This is a genomic window from Cupriavidus sp. GW822-FHT06G04 (assembly GCF_058799075.1).
In genome coordinates this window covers 354,269-368,196 of the sequence record NZ_JBXALD010000003.1, presented here as the reverse complement: position 1 = coordinate 368,196, position 13,928 = coordinate 354,269, and the positions used below count along the sequence as shown (strand labels likewise).

At 61.1% G+C, this 13,928-nt stretch carries 8 protein-coding genes; all 8 read left to right on the top strand.

Annotated elements, in window-relative coordinates; all coding sequences use genetic code 11:
- Positions 1–148: 148 nt before the first annotated feature.
- Positions 149–2,518 carry a DUF2345 domain-containing protein gene (locus AC1RKI_RS08945; protein WP_492795928.1) on the top strand — a complete coding sequence of 790 codons (2,370 nt, stop codon included), beginning with the start codon at positions 149–151 and terminating at the stop codon, positions 2,516–2,518.
- A 75-nt stretch (positions 2,519–2,593) separates the two neighbouring features.
- Positions 2,594–4,882 carry a peptidase M23 gene (locus AC1RKI_RS08940; RefSeq protein WP_492795930.1) on the top strand — a complete coding sequence of 763 codons (2,289 nt, stop codon included), beginning with the start codon at positions 2,594–2,596 and terminating at the stop codon, positions 4,880–4,882.
- Positions 4,883–4,898: 16 nt separating this feature from the next.
- Positions 4,899–5,564, top strand: a complete 666-nt coding sequence (locus tag AC1RKI_RS08935; RefSeq protein ID WP_341249751.1) for a hypothetical protein — start codon at positions 4,899–4,901, stop codon at positions 5,562–5,564.
- Positions 5,565–6,312: 748 nt separating this feature from the next.
- Entirely contained in the window at positions 6,313–6,573 is a 261-nt protein-coding gene (locus AC1RKI_RS08930) for a PAAR domain-containing protein (protein WP_061954256.1), read from the top strand.
- On the top strand, positions 6,573–7,880 hold the full coding sequence (locus AC1RKI_RS08925; RefSeq protein WP_222156695.1) for a hypothetical protein: 1,308 nt from the start codon (positions 6,573–6,575) through the stop codon (positions 7,878–7,880). Before AC1RKI_RS08930 ends, AC1RKI_RS08925 begins: the two co-directional genes overlap by 1 nt.
- The gene (locus tag AC1RKI_RS08920) at positions 7,846–11,502 is read left to right on the top strand and encodes an ImcF-related family protein (protein ID WP_492795932.1); all 3,657 of its coding nucleotides are present in this window, start codon (positions 7,846–7,848) and stop codon (positions 11,500–11,502) included. The genes AC1RKI_RS08925 and AC1RKI_RS08920 overlap by 35 nt, the downstream gene beginning before the upstream one ends.
- Positions 11,499–13,358, top strand: coding sequence for a type VI secretion system baseplate subunit TssF (gene tssF / locus AC1RKI_RS08915; protein WP_492795934.1), 1,860 nt, complete (start codon positions 11,499–11,501; stop codon positions 13,356–13,358). The genes AC1RKI_RS08920 and tssF overlap by 4 nt, the downstream gene beginning before the upstream one ends.
- Complete coding sequence (gene tssJ, locus AC1RKI_RS08910; RefSeq protein WP_492795937.1) at positions 13,358–13,873, top strand: type VI secretion system lipoprotein TssJ; 516 nt, start codon at positions 13,358–13,360, stop codon at positions 13,871–13,873. The genes tssF and tssJ overlap by 1 nt, the downstream gene beginning before the upstream one ends.
- Positions 13,874–13,928: the final 55 nt, after the last annotated feature.

Below are 13,928 nucleotides of genomic sequence, written 5' to 3'. Positions count from 1 at the left end.
AATGATTGACGACAAAAACGCCGGGGATTTCACAGGATTTTGGAGTGGCGTGATTGACGTTCTTTGGGTGCGACCCTAGATTCTTCGCGCTATAGCTGCGGACGCAACGATTTTACCGCGTGCCTTTCAACCGGAATGGGATGTGTGTATGAATGCAGTGACCAAAAGCTTCACCGATACGCTGCGCCACCCGAGCGCGCGTCTGAGCCAGCATCTGCGGGTCTGGGTCGGGACTCGCGAACACGACTTCGACGTGGTGAAGTTCCGGGTGCGGGGAGGCTTCTGCAAGGACTATACGGCTGACGTGACGGTGACTTCTTCGCAGCTTGATCTCGACGGCAGGCAGTACGTCGGGCGGCGCGCCGGGCTGCAGGTCGACGAGCGCGTGGCCGTACCCTCCGTCAGCTATGTCGAACCCGTCGATCGAGAAGCCGCAACCTTCAACGGGGTGATCACGCGCATCGAGCGTATTGGCGTGAGTCGCGACGAAGCCACCTACCGGCTGCGCATCGAGCCGCGCTTTGCCGCCCTCTGCAAGCGGATCATCAAGTCAGATACCTTCAAGGACGTGACGCTGCAGGAGATGATCCGGCAGGCGCTGGTTGATCGCAAGAATTTCGACGCCTTTGACGTGGCGTTCCAGATCGAAGGCCTGCTGGAGAAGATGGAGCAGGTGGTGATGTACGAGGAGTCCCTGTGGAGCTTCATCACCCGGCACTGCCGCCGCAAGGGCGTTTTCTGGTTTTACAAACAGGGGCGCGGCAAGAATGGCCAGCTCGACACGATTGTCTTTGCCAACAATCCGCGCGCCTATATCCGTTCGGTCGAGGTCCCGCTTATCCCGGATTCAGGCCTCTCGGCCGGGTGCCACGAGGCAGTGCTGTCGCTCAATGACGCGCGCACCCTCGTGCCCGCCACCATCGAACTGTACGAGCGTAATTACCGCACGCCGGACGACCCGTTACGGGCGACGGTGAACGTCTCCAGTGAAGCCGGCGACCGCTCGGTGTTCGGACAGGTCAGCCGCAGCGCGGAGTTTCACCTGACGCAGCAGCAAGGCGAAGCACTCACGCAGATGCGGCGCGACGAACAGATCGCGCGCCAGGTGACGCTTTCCGGCACGACGAACGCCCTAGGCATTGCACCGGGCGTCGTGATGAAAACGACCAATGTGAAGGTGCCGCGCGCCGAATACGGGTTCGTGGTCACGTCGATGGTCATGAAAGGCAGCCGCACGACACCGGCACACGCCCGCTTCAAGGCGATGCCCGCGCATCTGACTTACCGGGCCAAATTTGACTACGAGCGTGACTGGCGTTTTCTGAAGGGCCCGATTGTCGGCGTGGTCACGACAAGCGACTCTGCCCCATACGGCGACATGGACGAGCACGGGCGCTATAGCGTGCTGCCGAAGTTCCTGCAGGGCGCGGACAACACCGACAACAAGTTGCTGAAACTGCGTTTGGTGCGTGTGTCGTCATCGGACCAGGGCGGTTTGCATGCGCCGCTGCTGCCGGATACCGAGGTGCTGCTGGAGGGGGCGCATGCGGACGTGGACCGTATGCACATCAGCGGAGCCCTGCACGACTACGCCCACCGCGATCCGGTTCGGGGCACAGATGCGTTGTTCAGCTATGCGATCTGGCGCTCGCCACTGCTCGGTGCCGAGGTCGTTTTCAACGATCTGAAGGACAAGGAAAGCGCACGGCTGGCTACTGTGTACAGCCAAACGGCATTTAACCAGGGCTACCTGCTCAACGGTAAAAAGCTCGCCCGTGGTGAGGGGTTCGAAGCGACCACGAAATCGTGGGGCACGATGCGTGCAGCGAAGGGCCTGTTCTTCACGGCGGACGCAGCAGCCGGTGCTGACACGCCGCACCTTGAGATGCCCGCTGCCGTCGCGCAGCTCAAGGCGGCGCTGCAGCGCGTGACGGATCTTGCTGCGGCAACGACGCGGGCCGGGGCCGATCCTGCTGATCGTGCCACGCAGTTGGCGCTGCTCGACGGTCTGAACCAGCTGCGCGACGCGGGGCTGCTCGCGAGCGCACCGGGCGGCATGGCGTTTGTGACGCCGAAGTCGGTGCAGCACTCGGCGGGCGAGAACCTGATCGCGACCGCTCGGGACATGGACGTCAGCATTGCGAAACGTCTGCGCATGGCAGCGGGCGAGCTGATCTCGTTCTGCGCGCACAAGCTCGGTATCAATCTGGTCGCGGCGAAGGGGAAGTTCACGGCGTCGGCGTTGACGGACGGCATGGACCTGTTCGCTCAGAAGCAGCTCCGCATCGCGAGCGAGAGCGAGGACGTTCAGGTCGCGGCGAAGTCGAAAATCACACTCAACAGCGGCGGAGCCTCGCTTGAGATCGAAGGCGGCAACATGACGTTCCACTGCCCCGGCGCGTTCACCATCAAGGCAGGCTCGTTCACGTTCGTTGGCCCGGCTAACGTGCCCGCAGTGCTGCCAGTCCTGCCGAAAAGCAACCTAACGCTCAATGAGCGGTACTCCCATACGAACTGACGCGCCATGATTATCAGCCCTCCGTTTTTGCCTGAATCCGGCCTTACGTCTAGCGACCAATCGAAGCCGGACCCCATGATGGACGCCGTCGACGAGTTCGAACTTGCTCACGGTATTTACCCAATTGCGTTTGACCGGCGCTGGCATTGCGGTGCCCATCTCGCCCCTGACACGCATGGCCCTGTGTATGCCATCGCCGATGGCGAGGTGGTCGCCTACCGGGTCTGCCAGCATGCGATGGACTCGGGCAATGGCAACGCGGGCTTCGTCCTGCTGAAACACTCGACCGAAACGGGCGAAGGTCGCACGATGACGTTCTATTCGCTCTACATGCACTTGCTGCCGCTCGCCGAGTACCAGTCGTTCGGGCACGACGCAAAAGGATTGCCAGAGTTCCTTCGCAAACCTACCGGCCAAGTCGCCCAAGGTGCGGTGGAGCCTGCGGTGGCTGGCGGTGGCAACAAGGTGCGGCGCAAGGACGTTATCGGTTTTCTCGGGCAGTATGAAGGCGTGGTGTATATGCACTTCGAAATCTTCATGATGCCGGGGGATTTCGATACGTACTTCAGCCATACGGCGCTCGGCAATGCCGCGCCAGACACGCCGACGACCTCGGATTGCTGGGGGCATACCTGGTACACGATTCCCGGCGGACAGCAGTTCTATGCCCTGCCGCCGGGAACGGACGCACACAACAAACTGCATGGCATCAATTTCGACGCGGGTCACACCGGTACAAATCCATTGCCGCTCGTCGTCGAGACCTACTTCAGCAAGGGCGGGAAGTACACCAACGTCTGGAGCGTCGCGACGGGCGGTTCGCGTACGCTGCTAACTGCGCAGCCAGTAGTTGAAGCCGATTACGAATACGATCTTTATCGTCGCGCGACGGCACTCTACAGCGCCTGCCCGAGCGACGGATACGAGATGCTGCGCTTCGGGCGCATCCTCTCGACGCCGGCGACGCTGTCCGGGAGAGACTGTGCGACATGGGTGAAAGTGACCTACGCCCCGGGAGTGCAGGGTTACATTGATATCAACAACACCTCGGTTAAGAAGTTGTCTGACGCAGATTTCCCGTCGTTTATGGGCTGGCAGAAACTTAGCGATGGCGCTACGCCCTTTGGCAGCGATGGGCTGTGCGATATCGACGCACTCAAGAAAATCGTCAAGGATGCAGCGGCCAGCAAACATGAGCAGACGGTAGTTATTGAAACGATAGAGGTACAGAAGGCGGACGAGCTTTCCGGCTACGTACGGTGCAACGATCAGGTACGGCAGGCGTTGCGCGGGTTTATCTGCAATGCCCCGAGCGAATGGGATAGCACGAACAACGAGACGCGTTACGCGAAACTGCTCGATGTAGGCGGTTTCTATCACGGCAACGATCAGGGTTACAACGACTTTCTTAAGTATCTTAAGGAAATACAGTTCTGGGGCGTGACGGGTCTCCCCGCAGGGCAGAAGCTGTGGTTCTTCCACCCGCTTGCGTTTATCCGGCATTTTAGGAAGTGCGGATGGCTTAGTTTGGACGAACTTACGCAGCTTCTTCCCCGTCGGTATGGTTTGAATCATGCTGGAGCAACGTTGAGCTGGCAGACGGCTCGCGGCCGATTGAGTGGCGGCACTATTGCTTATGCTGAGTTCTGCAAGGCATGTCGAAAATATGGAATTACGACGCCAGAAAGACAGACGGCATTCTTGTCGCAGACCTATATTGAGACGGGATTACTGAGAACGGCGATTGAGGATGGCCAAGGAAATGCGACCACCGGAAATGCGCAATATTACCAAGCATTCTATGGTCGTGGGCTAATGCAGCTTACTTGGCCGACGCTATATGACGACTATGGCAAATTTCGTGGGTTTGCCGGAAATGAATCTGGACACTATGTTGACCCAAGAATTACCACTGTTTCGACGCATTATTGGTCTGGACCGCCGGCTGTAGATTCTCACGGGCGTACGTACAGTGGCAGAAGACAATGGTATCCGCGCTACGATCCTGACATCGTTGCCTCAAATCGTTCAAATTCTTGCGATAGCGCCGGATTTTTTTGGGTCTGGAAGCATTTCATGGGGGCCTCGAATATTTCACGCGTAGCCGATAACGGTATTGATACTGAAACGATTGGTCGGGTATCCGTGTTGGTCAACGGAGGCGGGAATGGATACGATGATAGGCAGCAGTATGCCGCCTTTATCCTTCGTTATCGCGGGGACACGACGGAGGCGGTGATGAGTAAAACATTGACCTATGCGAGACAGAGAATCGTCCCGGTTCCAAATCGCTCACCAACGTGGGGCGCGTCGACAGCGCTCTCGCAGGTCTTCGTTGACTTTACCGCTCAAAGCCCGTTATGAAGGGAGGATATTACTCATGAAAATTTTCGCCGTCGTAATGCTATGCGCTTTGTTTTCCACATTCAATACCAGTGCCAATTCTAGTGCCGCGGCACTTGGGCCGATGCCGGCGATTTCAGACGTTTCGCCAAAGTTGAAAAAAACTCTTGACGCGCTGAGGACGCAGATTGAATCCGATGCTAAAGATTGCGACGAAGCGGCAAAAGCAATGAATTCAAATGGGCGATATAGTTCTTCCATAAAAAAAAATATCGACACGGGTAAGATAGTTGCTCTTCGGGTTTCTGGAGTCGTGATGTGTGATGGAGTACATTCTTCGTCGTTTCAATATGGCATTACTTTCGAAAAAGCAAGTGGGAAACGGCTTGATTTGAATCTAATATACAATATTGCTATCCGACAAGATGGGCGTCTATTTGTTAGACCCGATCTCATCGATTCGGTGAAGACTAGCTATAGGTCAGCTAACAAAAATAACCCGTCCTGTCTTTATGCAACGGAATGGGAAGATGAACTGGCTAATCTTCCAATCACGTTTTCTCCACTTCCCGATGGATCTATTGCTCTTTACTATGCGGCGCCGGATGTATCTGCCGCTTGCTTTCCCGCTTTGCGGTTGGAGCCGAAGGAGTTTTCGAAGTTTAGAGATGCGAAACAGGCGACGCAATACGCATTGCCGTAGCCCCTCTTTTCAATACTGATTCGAGGGACTTGTAATTAAGGTTGGTTATGTTGATTTGGAACGGCAACTTGATTTCACTCGATCTGCGAAAGAAGTTATTTCGTGAGAAATTTAAAGCAGCTGGGGTAAGACGGAATTTGGTCATGCTGACATCCGTTTTTTTGCGGGAACTGTCCATGCAGATAATACGTATAAAGTGACTGGTTCATCAATAACAATCGACAACTCAAGAAAATGCGCGCTTGACAAACCTGTGCTTTATGCAATCGAGAGCTTCGATAAATCGGCGGTAATGGTCTCAGAAACTGGGTATGTTGCCAAACAGGACCTAGCCACTTGCCAAGCTGGGCGGGCCGCACACGTCCTCTCGATCCCGTCAAATGTAGGGGTGCTATCCGACATCAATCTCTCAGCCGGTATTTATGTTGCCCTTGATTTTGTTAGCGTGCGGCCATTCGCATATCTGGCTACTGTTGCACGTATCGGCACCTCGCGGAATCTTGTTTCGCTAAGGGAAGCGTATGTTTCAGGCCGGAAACTTGGCGAACTGAGGGAGTCCGCCTTTGGTGGAACCGGCGACGCGGGGACTGCGATCATCTCCGCTGATGGACGCTATGTCGCGCCAAGCGGCGAGATAGACTGTTCGCAAGACGCTTATCCAGGGGTGTGGGGCGTTCGGGGCAACCGACGTGTCACAGCGACGGACGATGCCTGCGCGTCGCTTTTTAAATAAAACCAATCTCTCGACATGAAATCCCCTATCCGCAAAGGCGACAAACTGGAAAACGGCGGCGAAGTGACCGGTGGCTCCGAATGGTTCGTATTCATGGGTCGCCCGCTGGCCCGCAAGGGCGACGAAGCCCTTTGCGACGAGCACGGCCCGACCGTCATCGACGAGGGCTACGCAAAGTTTCCCGACCGCGACGGCAGGCCGGTCGCCCTCCACCACTACCGTTGCGCGTGCGGCTGCCGCCTGATCTCGTCGCTCCAGAACGTCAATATCGAGTAATGCCGGTCGATCTGTCTTTGGCCGGACGCCCCAGTGCCTATCCACGCCGCCCACGGTTCTGGCCGTGGTGGTTCTGCATCTGGCTTGTCTGCAACGTTTTGGGCGTTACCGTTGCCATGCTGCTCTGGCCGAAGGGAGAGCCCGTGAGTGGCGCGCCGTTCTGGTTCTGGTTCGTTGGGGTACCTAACGGTGCGTTCCTGCTCCTGTTTGCCATTGAGCGCGCTGGCTACGAGGGTCTCTGGTATCGGGCGTACTGGCGCAACTTTCATCGTAGCCGTTGGCTGGCGGAGCGGTTGTGTAGAGCACAAAAACCCCTCCAGGTACTCGGTGTCGGCTACTGCCTGCCGCTTGGCGAACAGACGCTTGCCGGTGCGATTGCTGCCAGGGAACGCATGCCTGCAGCGCAGTTGCCCCGTACAGGTGCTGAACTCGTCTTTCACGCTCGTTTCGAGGACGCGGACTGGAGGGTCGACGAACCTGATGCGGTCGGTCTTAAGGTGGGCGAAGAAAGCATTGAGGCGGGCCGGATGCCGAAGAAAATTGAGTTGCTGACGCTCAAGATTGCCGATTCGCTCAAACCGCTTGTGACGAGCCTACGCGCCCTGACGCGCTACGAGCGGCAATGGTGGCCGCAGATTCGCGTACTGAGCGCAACGGGAAGCGAGCAGCGGGACGTCGCGCGGGTCATTGACGCACTGCGCATTGCGGGCCTGCCGCCGCTCGCGGTGCAAGCGGTAGCGGCTACGGATGGCCTGATGGTCGCCGATGCGTGGCTCGACGCAAAGGACGCGCGTCCGCTGCTCGTCGTCGCGACCGCATGGCACGAGGCGGGACCGCCCGAAGGCAGCACCGAGGGGTGCGTCGCCGTACTTCTGACGGCGGGATATTTCCGGCTGCCGGACACGGTCAAGGTCGCCGCGCTGCTTCACAGGCCCGTTACCGCACTCGCGGGCGAGGTCGAATACGGCTTCGCCAATGCTGCGGTATGGGGTAAGGCCGACTTCGCCTCAATCGTTCGCGCATGGATAACGCGTCCTGTAGATGGAGGCGACAGAGCATTACGCGCGGCCAATATGAATTCCATTTCAAAAGACGAGGCGCAGCGACGCCCCGACCGCATCGCCGGCGACCTCGGTGACGCAAACGGCTGGCTGTCCATCATAGCGGCGATCGAATCAGGCGCGGCAGATGGTCCACAACTCATCATAGACGGCTTACAGTCCGCAGTCCTGCGCGTAACGCCCGCAATAAACGATAACAACCGGAATACCGATGAACGACCCCAGGCTTACCCTGCGCTCGCTTAAGCCTCCAACCGCGAACGAGGAATCCGCGCCGTCGAGCCGTCTGCCAATCTGGGGAATACCCGTCGGGGCGCTGATCGTCGCCCTGCTCGCAATCGGCTTCGTATCGCTGCGCGGCGACATGGTTGGCGTTACCGCAGGCGAGTCGCGGCTGAAAGCGATCATCGTCATCCTGTCAACCTTCGCAGTCGTTGTCGTCGTTCACCTCGTCCTGTTCGCGACCGGCGCTTACGGCTTCGCGGCGCGACTCTTTCGTAGTGAGACTGGAGACCGTGAGGCGGCGAAGCCGCTTAAGCGCGACGCGCGGTTGCAACACATGTATGAGGAGCTGCGTGTCTCGCATGGCTGGTTCTGGCGCGGCCGTCTGCGCTGGCTGATGGTCGACGGCACCGATGAGCGCGTCGATCAGGTGGCCCCCGGCCTCAAGCAGGCAGGCGTCATGCACGTTGGCGAAATCGTCCTTGTTCACGCCGCGCCGGACGGAATCGAGAAAGAAAAGTGGCTTGGCCAGATCCGCCGGTTGTGCCGCCGTCGCCCGGTGGATGGCCTCGTACATGTGGCTCGCGCTGAAGAAGCCGGTACGGGCCTGCCCCGCGAACTCTCAATGATCGCGACCGCGCTTGGTTGGGCTGCGCCCGTCACGTTCCTGCATCCGGTCGAGACGAAGGGTAGCCTTTCCGAACGCTTCGACGCGGTCGGTGCCTTCATGCCGAACGAGTCGCGCAGGCAGGCGCAGGAGGCGGCCGCCAGGGCGCCAGAATTGCTGACCACGGTCGAGCAAGGGTCGGCAGACGCTGGCGTGCGCCTCTATACGCGGGAAAAGGCGACCTGGTTGATGGAGGTCTCGAAGTACATCAGCGACCACGCTGAACGGATTGGTGGAAACCTGCGTGCACTCGCCGCCTCGAACTGGCTGCGTGCGCCGCTCGCGGGTGTCCTGTTCGCGCCGGTCTTTCCGGGCGCCGCTGTCGTACCGGTGCCGGTGGCTAATGGTGTTGACGATGCACCAGCACGAGCCGTGACGGCGTGGCCGATGGCCGACGTGCCTCGCGAACAGCCGCGCGCCCTGCTGCCGGTGTGGCAGCAGATTGCGGCCTGGATGCCGAGCTATCGGAGTCGCCGCATGGGGTTGTACTGGCCCGACGTGCTTGCGTGGTGCGTCGTGATCGGGGCCATCGTGTGGATCATCCTGATGGCGATCTCGGGGCTGGGCAACCGGGCGCTTGTCAAGGATGCCGAAGCAACTGCCACCCTGGCGCTCGCGGCCACGCCCGGCACAGCGCCTGCGCTGCGTGCGCAGCTTGCGCTGCAGAACGAGATCGCAACGCTCGAATATCGCCAGCAGCATGGTGCGCCGTGGTACCTGCGCGCGGGCCTGTCGCGCAACGATGACCTGCTCGCTGCGCTCTGGCGGCCGTACCAGACCGTGGCGACCCGCAACCTGCAGCAGCCGGTCGTACAGGCGCTCGAAGGGCAACTTGGCGCATTCTCGCAAGTACGCGCCGACGAACAGCAGAGTCACGACGCCCAGCAGCAGGCGTACAACCGCCTCAAGGCGTATCTCATGCTCGCCACGCCGGCGCGCACCGATGCGCCGTTCCTGAAAGCACAGATGCTCGCAGTCTGGCCCGCCGTCGCCGGCATTCCCACGGGCGAATGGCTCGACACCTCACAGCGGCTCGCGGGGTTCTGGTCGAATCGCCTGAAGACCCATCCGGAGTGGCGTATCAACGCATCGATGCCGCTCGTCACGCAGATGCGCTCCACGCTCGTGAACCAGATCGGCCTTGCCGCGAGCGATGATGTGCTCTACCAGCGCGTACTCGATCAGGCGCGCGGCAAGTACGCGGACGTATCACTCGCGACCCTGCTTGCTGGCACCGACTCCCACGGACTGTTTACGACGACGCAGACGGTACCTGGCATCTTTACGCGTGCCGCCTGGGAGGGCGTAGTCGAGAAGGCCATCGATGACGCAGTGAAAGGACAGCGCGTCGAGGGCGACTGGGTACTGACCGGGCACCAGCCGACCGAGCAGATCAGCGCGACCGCCGTGGAAGTTGCGGTCGACGCGGCGAAGACCGCTGTCGATGACAGGCAGAGTGCCGACGAGCTGAGAAAGCGGCTGCGCGACCGGTATTTCACGGACTATACGGCAGCGTGGGCGACCATGCTGAATAGCTTCCGGTGGATCGGGGCGACCACCTTCTCGGGCGTGATTGACCAGCTTACGCGTCTGACCGATGCGCAAACCTCACCGCTGCTGGCGGTCATGAAGTCGGTGCAGTATCAGGGCGAGGCAGGCCGTCCCTCGCAGGCGCTGACCGCCACGCTCGTGCGCAAGGCGCAGGGACTGCTGGGAGGGAGCGGAAGCGATCAGGTGCAGGCCCCCGCGGTGAACCCGCTGGACCGTACATTCGGCCCGCTGCTGGCGCTGATGGGCGACGTGAATCCGCCTGCGGCCCGCGGCAATGCGGGGAACGTCCCGGGGGCGAATGCCGCCGCATTCAGCGGCGTCAGTCTCTCGCGCGTACTGACGGCCGATACGACGGTGCGCCTGAAGCTGCAGCAGATCCAGGCGAGCCCGGACGCGCAGGCGATGGCGCGCTCGCTTGCGCAGGCGATCTTCCAGGGCAAGCTTTCCGATCTGTCGCAGGCGCGCGACGATGCCGCGTTGACCGCCGCGAGCCTGGGCGCGCAGTGGTCGGGCTTCGGGCAGACCCTGTTCGTCCAGCCGCTCGATGCAGCCTGGCAGGCAGTCCTGCAACCCGCCGCCGCGAGCCTGAACGACGCGTGGCGCGCCGCCGTGGCAGCCCCGTTCCAGTCGTCGTTTGCCTCGCGCTATCCTTTTGCATCAACGAGTGCAGACGCGTCCTTTGCCGAGTTCGGCCGCTACGTGCGCCCCGACACAGGACTCATCAACCGCTTCATCGACATCGAGCTGACCGGCGTGCTCAAGCGTCAGGGCGACCAGTGGGTGCCGAACGAACTCGCGCCGCAGTCACTGCAGTTGGATCCGAAATTCCTTGCGATGTTGCGCCTCATCGGCCCGATGGGTGCGCGCCTCTATGCGAGTGGCGAAGCGGGTTATCACTTCAATCTCATGCCGCAGCCAACGCCCACCGTGACGCGCACGGAACTGACGGTGGACGGCCAGCCGATCGTCTACTTCAACCAGCACGAAACCTGGTCGCCGCTAGCATGGCCTGGCAACGGCCTGAACGGCCATGCGTCGTTGAACTGGCAGTCGCTGGACGCTGGGACGCGCATCGCATTCGATGCGGCCGGAGACTGGGCGTTCCTGCGCATGCTGGAAAAGGCCCGCGTGAAACCGCTCGACGATACGCGCTATGAACTCGTCTGGAACGCTGGGGCTGATGGCGACGCGGCGAAGGCCGCTTCCACCGCCTCTGCAGCGACCGGCACTGCCAGTGATAGTGATAGCGCGGACGGCAGGACGGCACCACTGCGCTATGTGCTGCGCACGCAGGCAGGGTCCGGGCCGCTGGACCTGCTCAAGCTGCGCGGCTTCCAGATGCCTGAGCGAATTTTCATAACGGGCCAGGCCGGGCAGATCTCCGGACGCCCTTCCCTGCCGCCATTGCCTCAGGAGTTGCAGCCATGACCGCACCGTTGAAGGAGTACCAGGCCGACCAAGCGAATCCGTTCCTGACGAAATTCGATAGCGAGATGCGCTACCTGCGCGCAGCCGGTCGCGAGTTTGCGCGCGACCAGCCCGATGCTGCACGGCGTCTCGGCATTCAGTATGGCCAGGAGGATGAGCAGGTCCGGGCGGTCAACGAAGGCTTTGCGTTTCTGGCGGCGCGGCTGCTTGGGAAACTCGACGACGGGTTGCCGGAAATCACCGAGGCGCCACTCGACAACCTGTTCGAGTATGCGGCACGACCAATCCCGTCATTGTCGATCATCGAATGCAGTCCCCTGAACCGCAACGCCACGACGACGGCGCAGATCCCGGCCGGCGCCGTGGTGCGTTCCGCGCCCATCGGCCCCAAGCAGGTGCAGTGCCTCTACCGGACCACGCAGGCTGTCGAACTGCTGCCGCTCTCGGTCGAGCATGCAGAGGTCGCGGTGCGTGCCGATGGACGCACAGTGATCCGTCTTACGTTCGGTCTGTGGCTCGGGGAACAGCGCGAACGGATCGACCTGTCGCGTATCCGGCTGTACCTGCACGGCGACCGGCCCGCCGCCGCGGCGCTCTACGCGGCCCTGATCCATCAGATGGAGTCCGTTGGACTGCGCCTGCCATCGGTACGTGATGGCGCGCTGGAGCGACTGAGGCGGGTGAACTTCGAGCCGGCAGGATTCGGGCCGTCGACACGGCTATGGCCGATCCTGGACCCGAAGCGCGACGAGGAACTCGATCGCGAGCAGACGATGCTGGAGTACTTCGTGTTTCCGCAGAAATTTCACTTTGTCGACCTGTGCGGCTTCGATAGCGCGGTGCTACCCGCCGGAGAAAAGCAGATGGTCTTCGAGATCGAACTCGACGGCCGCATCCCCGGCGACCATCCCGTGACCCGCAGCAGCTTCCGCCTGTTCTGCACACCGGTGATTAACGTGTTCGAGGTCGACGCGCTGGCGCTGCGGCCTGCTGGCTGGCACGACCGGGAGCACCAGATCCGCGTGCAGGAGGGCCTGGCGGATCATGTCGAACCCTATGACGTGCTTGCGCTGGATGCTGCCGACCCGGAGGACAGCGCACAGTATTCCTACAAGGCGTTCACGAGTTTCCGGCATCGCGGAGGGATGCTGCGCTACGAGAAACCGGAGCGGTACTTCCATACCTCAACGCGCTTCGGCCCGGTGGGGCGGCAATTGTGGGTGTCGCTCTCGGGCCAGCTCTGGGAGGGCACAATTGCCGACGCGAAGAACGATAAGGACCGTCCAGCGCCTGACCGCTACCTGACGGTGCGGGTGTTCGCCAACAACGGGCACCTGCCGCGCATGGCGCTGTCCGAGGCGACTATCACGGAGACGGTCTCGGGCTTTACCGGCGTCGCGTCGGTGCGCAACCTCACGGCACCGAGCCTGCCACTCTATCCGCCGCGCTATTACCCTGGCTACGATTGGCGCGTACTGGGCCACCACACCGCGGGCGGAGCGAACGAACTGAACCGTATCCATCCGGAGGGCGCACCGGCGTTGCGCGAGGTGCTGAAGCTTTACGACTGGACGCCGGAGGATGCTGCGGCACGGCGTATCGACGCGATCCGTGACGTGCGGGTGTCCTGGCGGCGGGTGCTGGCGCATGGCGGCCCGCTCACAGAGGTCCGTCTGCACGTCGATCTCGACGCCAGTGCCTTTGACGGGCCGGGCGACGCCGTGCTGTTCGGCGATGTGCTGAATCATTTCATCGGGCGTTATGGGGCCGTCCATCATGCGACGGGGCTGACGCTGGGCATCGACGGCCGGGAGATTGTCTATCCACGCATCGAATTCGAGGGGGCACCGTTCTGATGCACAAGAAGATGATCCGGGGCGCGTGCGGCGTCATCCTCGCGCTGGCACTCAGCGCATGCGGTGCGTGGCAGTCCGTGAAGGATGGCTCCGTGGCTGCCACGCAGGCGGTGTTCGAGACGAAGGTCAAGCAGATGGATGTCGTCGTCACGGCACGTAGCGCGCTGAACCCGGACGCGCGGGGCGCGGCGCTGCCGGTCATGTTGCGGATCTGGCAGTTGAAGGACGACAAACCGTTCGCAACGGCGACCTATGCGCAACTGCTCGGTGGCGAAGATGCGCTGAAGGCGTCGACGCTCTGGAGCCGCGACGTGACACTCGGACCTGGACAGACGCTAAAGCTGTTCGAGCCGATGGACGATGCGGCGAACTACGTCGGTGTGGCGGCGTTCTTTCGCGATACGGCTGATGCCGAGTGGTCGGTGCTGATTCCGAAATCACAGTGGAAAAGGACTGACCCGGTGAGGTTGGTGGCTGCGGATCGCGCGCTTGAAATCGACTCGGAGCACCGATGAAACCTTTGCGCAGATAGATGGTTGCCGTTACGCTGGCCGGTCCGAGGTCGACCAG